We start from the raw sequence: 17,879 nt of genomic DNA, 5'->3' as shown, positions 1-17,879 counted from the left end.
TTAGAACAAAGAGCGTTCTGAGGAGATAGAAAGGGTTGTTGAGCTTGAAGAAGGCAGTTGGCATTACTAGTTTTTTGATATTTCTCATGTTCTGTTACTTTTTTCAAAAAGACTTTAGGGATAATGAAATAAAGACTGTACCTATTGCACCAGCAGCAGTGATACAGACAACTAAAAATATCGAACTATCTGATGACTTTGTAGAAATAAGAAGTACTTTTACATATCGAGGTCAAAGAATTCAATACCTGCTTATTTTTCCAGCGCAATATACCCAACTGACAAATCAATGGCCACTGATTTTATTTTTACATGGCAGTTCACTGCGTGGACAAAATTTAGATTTAGTGAAAGAATATGGGCCAACTTGGTTTTCAGAACATCGCAGTGATTTTCCTTTTGTTGTTCTTGCACCGCAATGTGCCGAACACGATGATTGGATAAATAAATCAGATCTTCTTGTTGCACTACTTGATGAAATTTTCAAGAAATATCGTATAGATCAGGATCGAGTTTATTTGACTGGGGTAAGTTTGGGGGGGAGTGGTACTTGGTTTCTAGCTTGTCAGCATCCAGAATATTTTGCAGCGATAGCTCCTATCGCTGCCGCTAGTCCAATAATCCCTACTACTTGGAAGTCGCAAATGATTTCTATGCCAATATGGGCTTTTCATGGTGCAGAAGATTCTATTGCTCCATTGAAAAAGGATGGAGCAATGATTCATGCACTACGGAATCAAGGCAGTACGCCTCGCTTCACGATTCTGCTTGACCAAGGACATAATATTGCTGGTATATATAAAAACAAAGAACTTTATGATTGGTTTCTTAGTAATACTCGTCAGCATTGATGCAAAAAGATCTTGTGAAAAGTGATTTTTACAAACTATAACAGGCATTTTGGGGATGATAATCAAATCAACAGTGTTAGTACTTTTATTTGTTGTCCTAGGGAATTTTATTTAGTGAGTAGGAAAAAGCCGAATAATCTAGAAATAAGACTATTAAGAAAGAACCCCTTAGAATGGGTGTTACTACAAATAAATATTGAATAAGAGTAAACGTTTTGAGTTAATTTTACGATATATTACTATAGAAGCTTTTTTTATAAACGGAATCCAATCTAAGGGAGAATACGCATGGATGCAACAACAATTTCTTCCGGCACATCGCCAGTGTCGAAAATACCAGCTAGCAAGGAAGCGCCTGCGGTAAGAGAGGAAAGCGAACAGCAGGCTATTGGTTCTGTAGGGGCAGCTCAATCAGGAGCTGCATCTTCTGTTTCGTTGCCTAAGTCCCAGGTAAATACGGGGTTGTTTGATGATAGTCAAGATCCGGCTGGGCCGACTTTTAATGTAAAGATTATGATTGAACAAACCATTGTGCGTGTTTTAGAGCAGCTTGACCAACTTTTAGCGATGCCGGAAACAATGACAGATATGCTAGCGGATTCTATTCGTGCCGATTTAGAACAAGTTTTATCAGATAAGCTACTGGCCTCGACGCCTGATAAGATGGAGCAAGGGCTTATCGCTATGCTTAAGACGAATAAAGACACGGTAGATGCTTTTTCGCAGTTATCCAAAGCGCTTTCAACCGCATTAGCGTATCAGATGATTATGTCTGATACGTTGCAACAAACGTTACAAAAGCAACAGCCGCAGCTTAAGCAGCTTATGCAATATTTACAAACTCTATTTGAAGAGCCAACAAGTAGCGGGGAAACTGCGAGCGAAAATGTTTTGCTGCAAGAGCCTGGGCTGCAAAAACTGGGACTGAAAAATCTTGAACTAAAAAATCCTGAGAAAAATCCTGAGAAAAATCCTGAGAAAAATCAGCTAGAGTCACAAGGTAAAAATGTTGAGCAAGGCCTGAAAAATACTTCCTCGCAGCAAAACTTTGTTCAAAAACAGCCGTCCCAACCAGGACAGACAGAAACAACTGTTTTGCCGGAACAAACGGCTGGATCGATTAATCAGGAAATAAAAGATTCCTTTGGGCAAGCGGGTCTAAAGAATCAGAATATGTCTACTTCTTTGGAGCAGCCGTCACAGGATGAGAGCGTAAACTTACCAAAACATGACTCTGAGTTTGCTTTGGGATCTAAAGGTTCTGCAATTCCTTTAGCCGAGGATCAAGAACAAGGAAAATTGCAGCAAGGACCAAAGTTATCAGCAGACTTAGCGATGACGTCAGACATAGAAATGCAGCTAGATCAGCCAAAGAATGTTTCACCTACAGGTAAGCAGATAGAAGATCCAACAAGCGAAGCTATTCAACAAAAAGGCATTTTGATGGATTCTGAAGGCGAGGTATTAACAACAGCTACACAGCGTTCTGAGGTTCAGTTTGGAGGAACAAGATCTCCTGAGATTGAAGCAAATACGGCAAATAAGCCGATGACCAATGAAGTGGATACGATAGCATCGCAAAAATCGGCGTTACAAGAAGCTTCCCTAGAAGGACAAGAATCTGATAGTAAGAGTAGATACAGCAAGGATGAGGCAGTGGAACAGGGGGCTAAATCTTTGCAAGCTGCAGCAGGTCAAGCCTTAACAATGCTGAATAATCCCCCCTTACCCAAAAGTTCTGTAGGCCTCGATGAATTTTTTAATTGGATTGCCCAGCAGATGTATCAAAGTAATGCTGGTGACGCGGTCGAGGTGTCTTTGCAACAGGAACTAAAAGCATGGCAAGCGCGTTTTAATGATTTATCGGCGAAGGATCAGCTGATTATGGACAGCATGAAGCAGCAATTTGAGCAACAGTTGCCCAGCCTTATTCGTCAGCATGCTGAACAATTTCCAGCATTGAAAGATCTTTATGTATATCAAAAAATGAGTGAGATTTCTCGGTATACGGAAGAACCGGCGGATCAATTAAAAGCAGCTAAAGATAGTGTAAGTCGATTGGCTGAATCACTCCAAAAGTCGCTAGTAACCTCTCAGTCTTTTCAAAGTGAAAGTGGCAGCGGTAGCAAAGTATTTAGCTTTTTCATGCCAGTAGTTTTTGATGAGAAAACGATGTATCCAGCTCATATTCATATTTTTCAGCAGAGTCAGAAAGAAAGACGTAGCGGTCAAATGATATCGGAAACGTGGTTGCGCATGTTTATAAAAACCGATTACTCTGGTACAGTAAATCTTTTATTTCATGTACGGCAAAAGGATGTGGAAGTAAAAGTCGGCTTTTCTGATCCTGAAGCCGCCGATGATTTTTATGAGTGGCTACCTGATATCCGACAGGTTTTAGCGAATGGCGTTTTTACATTGCAGCATATTGAAGTATTATCGGCGTGATTATCATTTAGTGAAGGAGCTCACTTATGGAGCAAGAAACAGGTTTGAAAAAGGCGATTGCTTTAAAATATGACCGTGATAAAGAGCAAGCACCGAGGGTTGTAGCTAAGGGAGCGGGCGTTATTGCGGAAAATATTCTCTCTGCAGCGAAACAAAATTTAATTCCTGTTTATCAAAATCAAGCGCTTACAAGTATGCTTATGGCGGTTGATTTAGACCGTGAAATTCCGCCAGAACTATACAAGGTCGTTGCGGAAGTCCTCGCTTTTATTTATCGTTTAGATCAAAAAAGAAACCCGGAAAGCAAATCGTTGCCTTTTTAAAGTGAAGAAGGGATAAACATGAACCATATTGCTCTCGGCAAAGAAGGGGAAGCGGCAGCTTGCTCTTTTTTGTTGCGACAGGGCTATCAGATTTTGGCAAGAAATTATCGGCGGAAGTGTGGCGAAATTGATATTATCGCCCAAAAGCAGAATAGTATTGTATTTGTTGAAGTGAAAAGCCGTCATAGTGAAAAGTTTGGTAAGCCCTGTGAGGCTGTAAATTGGCGTAAACAGAAAAAAATAATGCAAACTGCTTGTTTATATTTGCAAAGTAAGGGGCTTTTAGATGTTTCCTTGCGGTTTGATATCATCGAAGTATATTTTTTGTACGAAAAAATTGTAAAGATTCAGCATCTTCCCGATGCTTTCGGGGAAAATTAGCTGCAAAATTTATTGTCATTAGTTTGTCACAATTTTCCTCTATAGTAAATCTTATAGTGAGAATTGATTTTAGGGGGCTTTTATTGTGGCTGAAATCCTGGATTTTTATCGAGAAAACTACGATTTATACAGTGCTTTTATACAAGATATACAGGATCGCATTCAACAGCTTCTGTTGCAAGAGGAAATTAGTGTGCATTTAATAGTATCAAGATTAAAAACTGAAGAGAGTTTGCGTGGTAAAATTAATAAAGGAAGAGGCAAATACCGGGAATTTGAAGATATTACTGATGTTTGCGGGTTGCGTATTATTACATATTTTGCCGATGATATCGATCGAGTGGCTAAAATTATTGCGAAGGTTTTACAGGTTGATCCTGTGAATTCTATTGACAAGCGGAAGATTTTAGCACCAAATCAATTTGGCTATTTGTCGTCACATATTATAGCTAGTTTGCCTGACGATGTTATCCAGCAGGAGCCGTACAGGCGCTTTCAAAATTGTAAAGTAGAAATTCAAATTCGGTCAGTTTTACAACATGCCTGGGCGGAAATTGAACATGATTTAGCTTATAAGACCGATACTCCTGTTTCTTCGGCGGTACGGCGCCGTTTTTCCCGAGTAGCTGGCTTGTTAGAGGTAGCTGACGATGAATTTTGCAAATTGCGTCGCGAGCAGAAAACCATAGCCGCTTTTGCGGGGCGGCAAAGAAGAATTCCTTTTACTCTTTCAGTTGATTCTTCTGCATCGTTTACATCATTCCAAGAAATTTTTTCTTTAAATAAAGTAGCGGCATATCTTTGTCTGGGGATTATTCTTACAATATTTGCGATTCATGAACCGATCGAAGTCTATATGTGGCATTCCTTTTTAGCTTTTTTACATTCTGATTCCAAGCTTTTTTTAGCGTTTATTAGTAGTCATACGATGGTATAAAGAAAGACTCTTACTATCTTCTTCCTGTTTTCGGAAGATAGCAGGAGTTTTTGTTCTTTTTGGGAATATAATGTAATAATTACTGTAATGCGCGACGTTTGGGGGATGAATAAGTTGAAAAAACCGAATGTTCTGAAGTACTCCAACTACCTTTGGTTTATTTTGCTTATTGGTATTGTTTTGGTTATTGCTTTATGGAGTTTTATCTGGAAACAAGTAAGTGATGATTATAATAGAACGCTGTCAGAAAATTCTAAGGAAACCATGAATCTTGCCAAAGCTTTTGAAGAGCATGTTTTCCGGATTATCAGTCAAAATGATTCTGATTTGCTTATTTTAAGAAAGGCCTATGAGGAAGCGGGGAATATCGGATTTTCTGATATTGCCAACAAAATTATTAAGGAAAAAGATCCTTCGCGCAATATTGTAGCTATAGCTGATTCCAGTGGTGTTAGCCGGGCTAGCACCTTTAGCGGCACGGTGGGGATAGATAGTTCTGACCGTGATTTTATCCGGTTTCACCAAGAAAACTCGGAAGATGTTTTGTTTATAAGTAAACCTTTTGTTGGACGTTCTACTGATACTTCCGTTATTGTACTGAGTCGACGGATTAATAAACCTGACGGAGCTTTCGGCGGTGTGGTTTTTATGGGACTTAAAATAGGATATTTTTTAGACTTTTATAAACGAATGGATTTAGGAAAGAGTCAAATCATTAATTTATTGGGAATGGATGGCTTTGTTCGCGCCCGCCAAATAGATGACAACCTGGATTTTGGTCAGGATATAAGAGCGGGTGATGTTTGGCAGCAGGTACAGAGTGGCCAAACCGAAGGAACCTTTATTTCTAATACGGGCCTTGACAAGATCCAGCGTATTACCAGTTATCGCGTTATACCAGGATATCCTTTAGTAATTTTAGTATCAAAGTCAACGGAAGTTGCCTTGGAACCTTATGAAAAGCGCAAAGAAAATTTGATCTTCTTAGGAAGTCTAGGAAGTTTAGTAATTTTTTTGTTTTGTTTTTTCTTAGCAAAGCGAACAAATCGAGTTTTAGATCAAGAGGAGCACCGTTATAGCACTTTGGTGAAACAAGCTTCTGAGGCGATTATTATTTATGATTTTCCCTCTATGAAAGTGATTGACGCTAATGATGCCAGCTTAAAAATGTTTGGTTATAGCCGAGAAGAACTATTAATGATGAACGGGCGGAATTTTTCTCAGACCACCGATAAAGAGTATCAGATCTTAGAAAAAATTTTGGAGGAAACGCAGTTAGTTCCTTCTGAAATTATTCGTTATCGCCATAAGTTAGGTCATCTCATTTTTGCCGAACGGACCGGTTCCTTAATTCAATATCAGGGACAGAAATTGGCCATTTTTACTTATCATGACGTGACTAAGGAAAAACGGTTGCAAGAAGTCATACAGTCAGAGGTAAAATTAGCGGGCAAGGTTCAAAGAGCTATGGTACCAAGCGATTATGTAAGTAAGAAAATTTTAATTCGAACAATTTATGAACCTTTGCATTTAGTCAGCGGTGATTTTTACGGAATAAAATGGAGTGACGATGGTCAATTGTTGACAGGTTATATTCTCGATGTATCGGGACATGGCGTTGCTACAGCAATTCAGACAATGGCCATTAGTACCTTACTGAATGAAGCCTTAGAAAAAGAGCAAGTTTGGTCATTAAAAATGCTCCAAAAAGTAAATTCTCAGTTGAGCTATTATTTGGCGGAAGAATCTTTTGCTGCTATGATGACCTTTTCCTTGGATTTTACTAAAAGAGAGATTACTATTATTTCTGGCGGAATTAATTATTTCTTGTCTTCTACTTTTAAGCAAAATGGTTGGGTTGCTTTGTCCGGTTTATTTTTAGGGCTTTCCAAGCAAGCGGATTTTCGTAAAATAACGCTTCCAATCCAATTTGGCGACACTTTTTATTTTTTGACAGATGGAATTGCTGATTTAATTTTTGAACACGAAAATGTCAGTGTTCATGATTTTGATGCTACCGTTCAGTTTTTGCGACAGGCTGCAAATAATCCGCAAAAATATGACGATTGTTCGGCTATTTGCATCAAGATTAGGGACACAGTGAAAAAACCGTTGATTTTTGAATATACTAGTCAAGAACGGACCGTTATGCGGCTACGCATGCTGCATACTTTAACGGAGTTAACGGGAAGAGATGACCATGTTTGGGGAATTGCAATTGCCGAAGCCGTAACGAATGGATTGCAATATGGTACAAAAGTTCGTGTCAAACTGTGCCGCTTTGGCGATAAAATGGTTGTAAGGGTTTGCGATAACGGACCCGGTTTTAATGGGCAGGAAGCGGTGCGTGCGGTTCAAAAGCGTGGAATCGAAACAGTTTTTATGGAACGGCTTTTAGAAGAAAATGGTCGAGGTATTCCCATTATGCTTTCAACGATGGATCAGGTAATTTACAATCGAAAAGGCAATGAAGTTCTCCTGATCAAGCGGCTAACGGGGGACTAAAATTTGGATCAGTTTGGCATAGCTTTTTATAAAAGGGATAAGAAGACACGAAGAAATAAAATTAAATATAGTATGAATGAAGGCGATTTGATTAGGATAATCAGAAAATAGCTCTGACGTTATGTTTGTGAGCAGTGGTGTGAGTGGCAAAAAAAATAAAATTCCCAAAAAATTTAGGAAAAAATGTGAAAAAGCTGCTTGTTTGGCACTAACTGGCGCTGTTGTGCTGACAATAAGCGAAGACAAGCACGAACCGATGTTATTGCCATAGACGATGTATGCTGCCATGACAAGTGACAGCGATGTGTTTTTTGCTAAAGCTATCAGTAAAATTGTTGCCGCGCTGCTGGATTGAAGCAGAAAGGTTAGTATAAGCCCTAATAAGATGCCAGCCAATGGAGTATCATAGGTTTGTAGCAAGGCTGCTAAGGATTCCGCTAGGGCTGTTTTTTCTGAAATCCCTGTTGATAGCACGTAAAATCCGCTGAACATGGTACAGAGACCGAATGCAGCGGCCATAATCCAGGCGGTTTTCCGTAAATGAAGTATCTTAGCAAAGATAAAAGCTAATAGAATACTGAATGTTGTAAACAGGAGATTTTGCGGCAGAAAGGAAATTGAAAAAAGTTGAACGGTGCTGCAAGTCCCAATATTGGCTCCTAAAATGATGCTGAGGCTTTCTAAAAAACTGAGATAACCAGCACTGATGAAACCAAGCAAAATTAGTGTTACAGCTGTACTGCTTTGTAGCAACGTCGCCGCGATGATTCCGAGACAAAATCCCTGCCAGGTACTAAGGGGATGGCAGGCAAGAAATGTTTTAATTCTTGGGGACAATAATTGACTTAGGCTAAAACGAAGCAAAAACAAACCACTGATTAACAGTAAAAGACCCAAGAAAAGCGAAGCAAAGCTGTAAAAAATATTTTCATCTCCTCTCATCTTTAATTTATGACAAGAGTGCTTTGCTTAAAACTAAAAAAACACGGCTTTGCGCCGTGCTTTTTTAGTTTATTTATTCACTTAACGCTATTTTAAGATGGTCTAAATTTTCTCGCATGATAGTAAGATAGTTTTTTCCCTCTTTCATTTCTTCTTCTGTTAACCCTTCAATCGGGTTTAATACAAGAGTTGTAGCTCCAGTTTCTTTGCTAATCGTTTCAGCTAGCTTAGGACTGACAAGAGTCTCGAAAAAGATGACTTTTACTTTATGCTGACGAACGAATTGTACGATGGAAGCCATTTTATCAGGCGTTGGCTCAGCATCAGGAGCCAGTCCCATGAGGGGAACTTGGTTGAGTTGATATCGCTTCGCTAAATAGGCAAATGCGGCATGGGTCGTGACAAAATCTTTTTTAGGCAGTGCTTGCAAGGTGGTAGTATAATCTTGATTAAGCTTTTCTAAGTCTGCTGTCAATTGATCAGCATTTTTTTGATAATATTCTTTATTGGCAGGATCAATTGTAATTAATGCCATTAAAATGTTTTTTACTTCTTGCTGGGCATTGACAGGGTCAAGCCAGACGTGAGGATCATTTGCAATTTTTTCGTGTTTAGCAGAATCTTCATCTTCTGCTTCGCTTGCTGGTAAAAGTGTAATATCTTTGCCGATTTGAAACGGCTTAGTTTGTCCCAACTGTTCTGGCGTCAAGAGTTTATCGGCATAAGGTTCAAGACCATTTCCTTGATAGAAAATGGCTTTTGCTGCTTTTAATGCTGCAATGTCTTTTGCTTTTGGTTCCCAGTCATGTGGTTCTGCCCCTGGCGGTACGAGAAGAGAAAGATCTACTTTGTCGCCGCCGACAATGCGAGTAAAATCATAGACGGGGTAAACCGTGGCAATTATCTTTACTTTTTCTGACGAGAAGGTTGCTTGATTTTGAGTTGTCTTACTGCTGCAGCCTGCTATTAATAACAAGCTTGTCAGTAGCAGACAAGTAAGTAGGGGAAGTAAGAGTTTTTTCATGAAACGAGCCTCCTATTTGATGAATTTTGAAGTGTAGGGTTGCAGTCTAAATAAGAATATTCTTATTTAGACTGCAAAGAAAAAATAACTAATTGACTTTAGTTATTTTTAGAGCTGAATTTTACTAATGAATTTAGTATAAAACAGTTAAGGGGAAAAAACAATAGACTTTTTCTATAAAAGGCTTTCATTGACAAGGCGCTAAAAGGAGCGTAAAATACAATTATTGAGCAATTAGTTAACTAGTGAATTATTTTAACGTTTGTTATTTCTAGGGGAAGGAAGAGATTTATATGGATACAACTCGTTTATGGACCAAGAATTTTATACTACTTGTTTTAGCAAATTCCTTTTTATTTGGCGGATTTCATATTTTACTGCCTACTTTGCCTGTTTATGCTGCCGCACAAGGCGCAAATGGTTCACAAATTGGGCTTATTACTGGCATTTTTGGCTTTTCCGCAATTTTTATTCGTTTATTTACTGATTTGGGCGTTGAAAAATTAGGCAAGAAAAAGTGTCTTTATGTTGGTTTGTTTATTTCTTTTCTTTGCACAATTAGTTATGCCATGTTTAATTCTGTAGAAAGTATGATCATTACAAGAATTTTTCATGGTATTGGGTTCGGTTTGACTACGACTTTTTCAGCCGCCATTGTTGCTGATATCATACCAGCGTCTCGACGGGGTGAAGGAATTGGTTATTTTGGCTTAGGTAGTACAGTAGCCATGGCGTTGACGCCAGCGACAGGTGTTTGGCTCATGGAAACGCAGGGATTTATTGCTATGTTTATTTTTTCTGCTTTGTTAACAGGGTTTGCTGCTGTTAATACACGTTTTTGTCATGCACCGGCTATTGCTAGTCGTCCAGTCGAACAGAGAAGAAAAGTTTCTTTCAAAGATAAACTCTTTGAAAAAGGGACGGGGATGCCTTCTTTGCTGACTATGCTATTTGGACTGAGCTACGGTAGTATTAATACTTTTGTGGCCATGTTAGCGCAAGAAGCGCATATTGATAATTCCGGTGCTTTTTTTGTAGTGGGTACCATTTGCGTATTTTTATCGCGACCTATTGGCGGTAAAATTTTTGATGCTAAGGGGCCGGCTTGGATTATGATTCCGGGATCTATTTTGTTATTTTCAGCCTTGGTTATTTTGATTCAAACACATTCTTTTACATTATTACTGACTGCAGCCGTTTTATATGGCTTTGGTGGTGGGCTGCTCTTGCCTGCGTTAATTACCTGGATGTTAAATATTGTCGCGCCTGACCGCAGAAGTGCGGCGAGTGCAACTTTTTACAATATGCTTGATGTTGGTACTAGTGCCGGAGCGATTTTGCTGGGAATGGTAGCAGAACATATTGGTTTTATAAAGATGTATATTTTCTCTGCTGGAGCTATGGCGCTCTTTTTACTGTTTTTTGTTGGACAGATGGTTTTGACAAGAAAAGCTTCATTGCAACAACAAAGTGAAGTCGAATGGGAAGAATAACTCCTACTGTGTATATAAAATAATTTTTAGCCCGCAACTTAAAGTTGCGGGTTTTTCTTTGAAAATAATTATAATAAAATAATTTGATCTTGCAAGATATCGACTTATTATGTCGAAGAAAGTATTAATTGGAAGTGCAGTGACAGATAAGAGTTTTCACTGAGCATATGAGGAAAGTGAGGATGGGCTATGAGATCTTTCCGGGAAAGTGGGGGGAATTGGAAGATATATATGGCAGTCCCTGTCAGCGTAATTATCGCTGCTTTTTTGCGATTTTCTCTTTTGCGTGATTTGGGAATTTCAGTGCCTTATTTGACTTTCTATCCAGCCGTTATGGTTGTTGCTGTTTATGGCGGCTTTTGGGTTGGTTTAGCAACTACTCTTTTATCAAGTGCCGTAATTTCTTATTATTGGTTAATGCCCTTTGGGCAAATTTTTGTGATCAATAGTAATGCCGATCGCATTTCTTTAGCCGTATTTTTCCTGATTTGTATAGCCATCTCATATATTTGCGAAACTATGCTGCAGAATCGGACCAAAGTTCAAATAGGACTGCAAGAATTGCAAGAATTGAATGTGAAGCTGCAAGAGCAGACCTTTACATTGCAGGAACTGAATGCCGCCTTAGAGGAAGAGAGTATGGAGCGGGCCAACGCTGAGGAACATAACCGTTCTCAAGCCGAATTGCTTGATCTAGCCTATGATTTTATTCTAGTTCGTGATCTAGAAAGCCGAATTATTTATTGGAATCAGGGAGCGCAGAAGGGCTATGGTTTTACAGCGGAGGATGCCCTCGGAAATATTACGCATGATTTGTTGCAGACGGTTTTTCCTGAGCCGCTCGAAGGGATTATGAAAGTCCTCGAAGAGCATTCTCATTGGGAAGGCGAACTTATTCATACCGCTAAAGATGGCAAAAAAATTATTGTGCAAAGTCATCAGACACTGCGGAAAAATGAATATGGTGAACCTATTGCCATATTAGAAATTAATCATGATATCACTGCGTGGAAAAATGCTGAGACTGCTTTACACCAACTCAACAATGAACTTGAAATGCGAGTCAAGGAAAGAACTAGTCAATTACAAGAACTCAATGCGACGTTGGAAGAAGAAGTTATGGAACGACAGGCTATTCAGGATGAACTGTTAAACAGTCGTAATGTTCTTGCTACTAGCGAGGCGCGTTATCGTGGATTATTTGAAAATATGCCAAATATTTTTGTCTATTATCGCGTTGTTTTTAATGAAGCAGGTGAGGCAGCAGATTTAGAATATGTAGAGGTGAATTCATCTTTTGAAAACGCATTTCAGTTGACGGCAGCAGACATTATTGGCAAAAGAATTATGGAAGTAAGACCAAAAATAAAAAATGAGAAAGATTGGTTTGCTGTACTTGGTTATGTAGCTAAGTCCGGTAAGGCGACACAGAAAGAATTCTATATAGAAATGCATGCAAGATATTATTGCTTTTCTATTTATAGTCCGGAAAACGGTCATGTGGCCTTAATTGGCGAAGATGTTACTGAACGTAAAAAGACGGAAGAGTTATTGCGAGAAAGTCAGGAATGGTATGAAGCCGTAATGAAAAAATCGTCAGAAGGAATTGCTGTAATTGATAAGGAAACGCAGCAGGTTATTGAAGTCAATGAAGCCTTTACACGACTGTTTAGCTGTACGGCTGAGACCGTAGTTCAAAAATCATTCGAGACGATTGGACTTCTGACAGCAAACGATATGGCTGGGATCGAGCATGCGTTACAAACAAGAGGAAGTTGGTCGCCCAATACCGTTTGGCGCTATCAACAACAGAACCTTTCTGTTATCTATGTCGAATTAGCAGCCGTATTGATTCGACATCGCAACAGAAAGTTAATCCTGTTATCGTGTCGTGACGTAGCCGAACAGCAGCGGTTGCAGGCTGAAGTACAGCATCAAGTTGACATGGCTGGACGAGTCCAAAAATCCTTATTGCCAGTTGATTATGAAAAGAATCAAGTGACGATTTGTTCTATTTTTGAACCAGCAACCCTTATTAGCGGCGATTTCTACGGCTATCGGTGGTTTCATAATGGGACGGTATTACATGGCTATCTTATTGATGTTACTGGCCACGGCGTTGCTTCTGCTTTGTACACCGCGGCGATTAGCAGTTTGTTAAATGAGATTATGGATAAGGCAGAGGCTTGGACAACAGAGTCAATTACTCGATTGAATCGTTATTTAAATCAGTATTTTCCAGATCATTCTTTTGCGGCAATGATCGCTTTTACCTTAAATCTGAGCACAAGGGAATTAACTTGTATTTCTTGCGGCATTAATTATTTATTAGCAGATACTGCCGAGAAAAAGGGACTTATTGCGGTACCTGGTCTCTTTCTTGGGGCTGCAGAAAATCCCTATTTTGAAACAACTACTTTTTCTATCCAATCAGGTGATACTTTTTATTTTATGACAGATGGTATTTATGATGTTTACCCTAAAGAAGCCACGACTGATTTGCGAGATTTTGCAGCTACAATGGAACGTTTACGGGCAATTTCTACTTCACCGCAACGGGAAGACGATTGCTCGGCTTTGTGTCTTAAAATAGGAACTCTAGAAAAATTACCTGTAGTATATCGATTTCAAAGTGCAGAAAGATATGAGCAAATATTAATAGCATTATCAGCAATTTTTCAGCGTGTTGCAGGAGACGAAGCTTGCAAGTTAGAAGCCGTTATAGGAGAAGCGCTCAGTAATGCCTGTCATTATGGCACAAATATTTGTGTGAAAGTGAATAAAGTAGGTGCAGCGCTGGTGATGCGGGTAAAAGATGATGGGCCAGGATTTGGCGGTAATGAACAGATTATGCGCTACCGCCATTGTGGCTTAGCACAGGTTTTTGAACAGGTGATCTCCTGTGAGAATGGACGAGGGATTCCAATTATGTTATCTTGGACTGATAAAATGATTTATAATGCCAAGGGTAATGAGGTTATGCTAATTAAATATTTAACTAGATGAGTGCTAGCTCATGGGCTATTTAACCGAAAATCAGGCTCTGCCTTCTATTGAGGCAGAGCCTGAAGCATTTTTAAATGCGTAACTATGGTTAGCGGGAATGTCAAATAAATTGAACCAGTACCAATCAGGTTTTTTGTAGGTTACCTACAATGATTCCGCCCAAAATCATGATAATCCCCAGCCACTGCAAGGTGGCGATGTGCTCCCCCAATACAAAGGCTGATAAAAGCATCGCTATAGGAAGTTCTGATGAGGTTAAGATACTTCCAAGGCCGACTCCAATTTTCGGAATCCCAATGGAGAACAATAATGGAGGCAGGACAATACCAAATAATCCCAGTAATATGCTATAGGGCATTAATTGTAAAAGTACAGGCATATTTATGAGGAAAAATGGTGGTAGAAAACAGAAGATGGTTGCTGTGGCGCCAATCGACATAAGTGCACTTTTCAGAATGGGGGAAACGTCACGCGCAACTGTTCCGCTGCTGAGAATCACTAGAGAGTAAGAGAACGCTGCTGCAGAACCCCAGATCATTCCTGGTGAAACAAAGACATTATTAGTCCCCGTTTTTATTCCAGTAGCAAATAGTGATCCAATAAGGAGTACAGTAATTGCTACGATTTTTTGCCATGTAGGAATTCGCCGAAAAAATATTCCTTCCAATAATACTCCAATCCAAATGAATTGGAATAAAAATATAATTGCTAACGAGGCATCTAACGTTTGTAATGACTTATAATAAAAAACAGTCGTTAGTCCAATCGGCGAACCACATAAAACTAATAACAAAGTTTTTTTCCATGGGATAAATTGTTTTCGCTGAAACAACACTACAGCCCAGAGAAGCAACATGCCGAAAAATCCTTGTGATCCACAAACATCATTTACTGTAAAACCACTTGCGTAAGCAATCTTGACAATCGTAGAAAGGATGCCATAACTGCATCCACCTAAAAATACTAGAAATGCATAAGAATTTCTTGACAAAATATCTCCTCCCAATAAAAAACGCCACACAATATCCCAATAGATATTGTGTGGCGAAAATAGATTTCTCTAGAAAAATCCACATCCAAAGATGGTTTTATGATTCAGTTTTAAGCTTATCTAAGCATAGCAGTTTTCTTTTTGTTCGTCAACAACTGAAAATTCTAAGGGAATATAGTTAATACTTGGTTTATGATTCACTTTATATCCGAATTTAAATCAGAATTTAAATCAGAATTTAAATCAGAAAGAAAAAATTGTAGATCGTTATAGAAAATTAAATTTTTAGCCGTTTCAACTGTTGACTATTTTTAAGATAATTTGTTTTTTGTATAATAGAGTTAGTATTTTGTAAATCAAAATATGGTTTAGATATAAAGAGAAGAAATGAGAAAACTACTAATATAAGGGGAGAAACATAATGCTAAGCGTCTTAGCGGCGATTATTACTGGAATAATTTTACCAATACAAGGAGCTATTAATTCGCAAATAGGAAAGTTATCGGGACAATTTATTATGATTATAGGAGTCTCAATTTTTCAGATTTTATTTGCATTATTTTTTGTTTTATATAATCAGCAAAAGATTAGTGATACAATATCTACTAAAGCCTTGATTTCAGGAATGATGGGGATTTGTGCAATGTATGGCTTTTCATACTCTATAGCGAATATTGGAACATTAAAGGTATTTGCCTTAGTATTAGCAGCTCAGATTATTACCGCGGCTGTCGTTGATCATTTTGGACTTGTTGGTGTTGAAGTTTCGCCGATAACATACAATAAAGTAGGAAGTTGCATACTTATACTGACTGGGGTTTATTTGTTAGCTAGATCTTAGAGAGTGCCAATAACTGCTCATAAAATCCTGTAACTTTGTTCAAATTAGTTTTAAAGCGTGTTGAAATTTGAGGTATTAATCAACCTTAGATATTTTTGTTTATTAAATTTGAAGTGATTATCAAAAATGGAGTGTGGCCATGATAAATGATACAATACAATAGTAAAGTTGAATTAATTGCCGCTATACAAAAGACTTATTTGCTTTTTGACAAAGAATTTGATGAGATTCCAGATGAAAAAGGAAATGTTCGCATTGCGCAAGTGGATAAAACGCCGCAGGAAATGCTAGCATATCAGCTCGGATGGTTAAATCTTATTATGGGATGGGAAAAAGGGACAGTAACAAAAGCGAATTGGCCAATGTGGAAGTGGATACATATAAATTCGGTTGCGCCTTTTAAGAATTTTAGAACCAAGATTAGGAGATGGAAAAAGAATGCTTGACCCAGCGATTATTGAAATCTGTAAACAACAAAATAATGTGCTATTTAGGAGGAATTTATTTGAAAAATATGAGTAATGCATTTGACTGTTTTTTAAAAGAAGCTCCGGAACAATCGAAAACATGGTTAGAAACTGTTCAAAAATTAGACGAGGCTAGTAGCCTTGATTCCAAAACAGAAGAGATTGCTTATATTGCTGTTTTAGCGGCGGTTGGACTGCTAAGTGGTCTTCCTTTTCATGTAAAACATGCTCAGGAGTTAGGTGCTACTAGAGATGAGATTAAAAGTGCAGTTTTATTAGCGCTCCCCGCAGTAGGAAATAAGGTGATTACTGCGTTGCCGATAGCACTTGAAGCCTATGATAGTGAATTTAAAGGAAAGTAGACGTTTTGTTTATTTCAAGAAGATGAGGGAATGAAAACCTGTCAGATGTATTATTGGATACATTTGACAGGTTTCTTTGAAATTTTGAATCATTATGGTATAATTTTCATTAAAGAAATATTTGGTAGGCAAACCACCCGAAAGGATGGGACGCAAAGCCGTGGGTCTAAAGGAATTTTCTAAGACTGCCAGGTTACATCATTAATTACGATGATAACCTGGTTTTTTATTGCAATAAAATGAGAAGTCATTGATGTAGCTATCACTAAAGTTATCGTTCCATGTTGGCTTTGTTTTCTGAACTTTAAAGTGGAAGAGAAAGGACGATAAGATGAATTTTGGTAAGCAGACAGTTCTTGTTGTTGATGATGAAAAATTTCACTGTAATTTATTAATGAAAATTTTGCAAGATAATTATAGTGTTTATTGTGCAACTTCCGGGTCACAGGCTTTAAAGATCATTATATCTCGAAAAATTGATCTTATTTTATTAGATATAATGCTACCAGATATTGATGGCTACGAAATTTGTCGGCGAGTTAAAGAAAATCCGGCTACTCAAGACATAGTAGTAATATTTATTTCTTCCAATTCCTCTCCGCGGCATCAAACAACAGGGTTTTCAATGGGAGCGGTTGATTACATTACGAAGAACACGGACATAGCAGTTATAAAAGCCCGTATTGAGAGTCAGCTTGAATTAAAAAAGCAAAGAGACATTTTAGTGAGTTTGTCAATGATTGATAAATTGACAGAGATATATAATCGTCGTTTTTTAGAAGACGCATTAAATAAATTATGCCTTAGCTCATATCGTAATAATGAATATTTATCAGCGATAATGATTGATATAGATTTTTTTAAAAACTACAATGATATCTATGGGCATTTAGAAGGCGATGAGTGTTTGAGAATGGTTAGCCAAACAATAAAAAATTCACTTTCTAGGTCAATCGATATTGTCGGTAGATATGGTGGAGAAGAATTTGTTGTCTTACTGCCAGCAACACCACTTAGTGGTGCAATTGTAGTTGCCCAGAGGATTCAAGAAAATATAAAAAAATTAGCATTAAAACATGAGATGTCAGATGTAAGTGAGTTTGTCACAGTTAGCATGGGAGTTGCATCATTGAAACCAAATGATGATTATAAACCGGCTAAGCTCATTAAACGCGCTGATATAGGACTTTATAATGCAAAAAGAGAAGGAAGAAATTGCTATATTTCTATCGAAGAGTGAAGTGGGAATATCTTAAATTCTGTAAAAATCTCTAAGCTGGCATGAGCTTAGAGATTTTTATTAATTAC

15 protein-coding genes and 1 riboswitch are annotated in these 17,879 nt (G+C 38.2%); of the genes, 12 read left to right on the top strand and 3 right to left on the bottom strand.

Going from position 1 to position 17,879, the window contains the following annotated elements; all coding sequences use genetic code 11:
- Positions 1-35 precede the first annotated feature (35 nt).
- The 6 genes from AC0MXB_RS12890 (at position 36) to AC0MXB_RS12865 (ending at position 7,445) form a co-directional block, all read left to right on the top strand.
- A complete protein-coding gene (locus AC0MXB_RS12890) occupies positions 36-851 on the top strand; it encodes a carboxylesterase family protein (protein ID WP_474040107.1) in 816 nt (271 codons plus the stop codon).
- Positions 852-1,139: 288 nt separating this feature from the next.
- Positions 1,140-3,299: a hypothetical protein gene (locus AC0MXB_RS12885; protein WP_474040106.1), complete on the top strand. Its 2,160-nt coding sequence runs from the start codon at positions 1,140-1,142 to the stop codon at positions 3,297-3,299.
- Between the two features lie 26 nt (positions 3,300-3,325).
- Positions 3,326-3,622, top strand: coding sequence for an EscU/YscU/HrcU family type III secretion system export apparatus switch protein (locus AC0MXB_RS12880; protein ID WP_474040105.1), 297 nt, complete (start codon positions 3,326-3,328; stop codon positions 3,620-3,622).
- An 18-nt stretch (positions 3,623-3,640) separates the two neighbouring features.
- The gene (locus tag AC0MXB_RS12875; protein WP_474040104.1) at positions 3,641-4,003 is read left to right on the top strand and encodes a YraN family protein; all 363 of its coding nucleotides are present in this window, start codon (positions 3,641-3,643) and stop codon (positions 4,001-4,003) included.
- Positions 4,004-4,088: 85 nt separating this feature from the next.
- Positions 4,089-4,940 carry a GTP pyrophosphokinase gene (locus AC0MXB_RS12870; protein WP_474040103.1) on the top strand — a complete coding sequence of 284 codons (852 nt, stop codon included), beginning with the start codon at positions 4,089-4,091 and terminating at the stop codon, positions 4,938-4,940.
- 114 nt (positions 4,941-5,054) lie between these two features.
- The gene (locus tag AC0MXB_RS12865) at positions 5,055-7,445 is read left to right on the top strand and encodes a SpoIIE family protein phosphatase (protein ID WP_474040102.1); all 2,391 of its coding nucleotides are present in this window, start codon (positions 5,055-5,057) and stop codon (positions 7,443-7,445) included.
- On the opposite strand, the gene AC0MXB_RS12860 is transcribed toward AC0MXB_RS12865, so the two are convergent.
- Positions 7,431-8,387: a Na/Pi symporter gene (locus AC0MXB_RS12860; protein ID WP_474040101.1), complete on the bottom strand. Its 957-nt coding sequence runs from the start codon at positions 8,385-8,387 to the stop codon at positions 7,431-7,433. The two genes, AC0MXB_RS12865 and AC0MXB_RS12860, sit on opposite strands and share 15 nt — an antisense overlap.
- A gap of 73 nt (positions 8,388-8,460) precedes the next feature.
- Positions 8,461-9,411, bottom strand: a complete 951-nt coding sequence (locus AC0MXB_RS12855) for a metal ABC transporter solute-binding protein, Zn/Mn family (RefSeq protein ID WP_474040100.1) — start codon at positions 9,409-9,411, stop codon at positions 8,461-8,463.
- A gap of 293 nt (positions 9,412-9,704) precedes the next feature.
- Here AC0MXB_RS12855 and AC0MXB_RS12850 point away from each other — a divergent pair, with 293 nt between their 5' ends.
- Together AC0MXB_RS12850 and AC0MXB_RS12845 are read left to right on the top strand one after the other, a co-directional pair.
- Entirely contained in the window at positions 9,705-10,904 is a 1,200-nt protein-coding gene (locus AC0MXB_RS12850) for an MFS transporter (RefSeq protein ID WP_474040099.1), read from the top strand.
- A 189-nt stretch (positions 10,905-11,093) separates the two neighbouring features.
- Positions 11,094-13,910, top strand: coding sequence for a PAS domain S-box protein (locus tag AC0MXB_RS12845; RefSeq protein WP_474040098.1), 2,817 nt, complete (start codon positions 11,094-11,096; stop codon positions 13,908-13,910).
- 124 nt (positions 13,911-14,034) lie between these two features.
- Here the strand turns inward: AC0MXB_RS12845 and AC0MXB_RS12840 are convergent, their stop codons facing one another.
- Entirely contained in the window at positions 14,035-14,901 is an 867-nt protein-coding gene (locus tag AC0MXB_RS12840; protein ID WP_474040097.1) for an EamA family transporter, read from the bottom strand.
- Positions 14,902-15,322: 421 nt separating this feature from the next.
- Between AC0MXB_RS12840 and AC0MXB_RS12835 the strand changes: the two genes are divergently transcribed.
- The 4 genes from AC0MXB_RS12835 (at position 15,323) to AC0MXB_RS12820 (ending at position 17,811) form a co-directional block, all read left to right on the top strand.
- Complete coding sequence (locus AC0MXB_RS12835; protein WP_474040096.1) at positions 15,323-15,742, top strand: DMT family transporter; 420 nt, start codon at positions 15,323-15,325, stop codon at positions 15,740-15,742.
- 146 nt (positions 15,743-15,888) lie between these two features.
- Positions 15,889-16,188 carry a ClbS/DfsB family four-helix bundle protein gene (locus tag AC0MXB_RS12830; protein ID WP_474040095.1) on the top strand — a complete coding sequence of 100 codons (300 nt, stop codon included), beginning with the start codon at positions 15,889-15,891 and terminating at the stop codon, positions 16,186-16,188.
- Between the two features lie 68 nt (positions 16,189-16,256).
- A complete protein-coding gene (locus AC0MXB_RS12825) occupies positions 16,257-16,571 on the top strand; it encodes a carboxymuconolactone decarboxylase family protein (protein WP_474040454.1) in 315 nt (104 codons plus the stop codon).
- Positions 16,572-16,688: 117 nt separating this feature from the next.
- Positions 16,689-16,772, top strand: a riboswitch (cyclic di-GMP riboswitch).
- A 130-nt stretch (positions 16,773-16,902) separates the two neighbouring features.
- The gene (locus AC0MXB_RS12820) at positions 16,903-17,811 is read left to right on the top strand and encodes a GGDEF domain-containing response regulator (RefSeq protein WP_474040094.1); all 909 of its coding nucleotides are present in this window, start codon (positions 16,903-16,905) and stop codon (positions 17,809-17,811) included.
- Positions 17,812-17,879: the final 68 nt, after the last annotated feature.

This window comes from Pelorhabdus sp. sgz311001 (genome assembly GCF_055901755.1).
Note: the sequence above shows the minus strand (reverse complement) of the source record. Positions and strands in the feature narration are given on the sequence as shown.

What these genes read in the sequence shown, in the direction of transcription:
- AC0MXB_RS12880 (WP_474040105.1), top strand. Translation starts at nt 3,326, where the DNA reads ATGGAGCAAGAAACAGGTTTGAAAAAGGCGATTGCTTTAAAATATGAC.
- AC0MXB_RS12860 (WP_474040101.1), bottom strand. Translation starts at nt 8,387, where the DNA reads ATGAGAGGAGATGAAAATATTTTTTACAGCTTTGCTTCGCTTTTCTTG.
- AC0MXB_RS12850 (WP_474040099.1), top strand. Translation starts at nt 9,705, where the DNA reads ATGGATACAACTCGTTTATGGACCAAGAATTTTATACTACTTGTTTTA.
- AC0MXB_RS12830 (WP_474040095.1), top strand. Translation starts at nt 15,889, where the DNA reads ATGATACAATACAATAGTAAAGTTGAATTAATTGCCGCTATACAAAAG.
- AC0MXB_RS12835 (WP_474040096.1), top strand. Translation starts at nt 15,323, where the DNA reads ATGCTAAGCGTCTTAGCGGCGATTATTACTGGAATAATTTTACCAATA.
- AC0MXB_RS12885 (WP_474040106.1), top strand. Translation starts at nt 1,140, where the DNA reads ATGGATGCAACAACAATTTCTTCCGGCACATCGCCAGTGTCGAAAATA.
- AC0MXB_RS12820 (WP_474040094.1), top strand. Translation starts at nt 16,903, where the DNA reads ATGAATTTTGGTAAGCAGACAGTTCTTGTTGTTGATGATGAAAAATTT.
- AC0MXB_RS12825 (WP_474040454.1), top strand. Translation starts at nt 16,257, where the DNA reads ATGAGTAATGCATTTGACTGTTTTTTAAAAGAAGCTCCGGAACAATCG.
- AC0MXB_RS12875 (WP_474040104.1), top strand. Translation starts at nt 3,641, where the DNA reads ATGAACCATATTGCTCTCGGCAAAGAAGGGGAAGCGGCAGCTTGCTCT.
- AC0MXB_RS12845 (WP_474040098.1), top strand. Translation starts at nt 11,094, where the DNA reads ATGAGATCTTTCCGGGAAAGTGGGGGGAATTGGAAGATATATATGGCA.
- AC0MXB_RS12855 (WP_474040100.1), bottom strand. Translation starts at nt 9,411, where the DNA reads ATGAAAAAACTCTTACTTCCCCTACTTACTTGTCTGCTACTGACAAGC.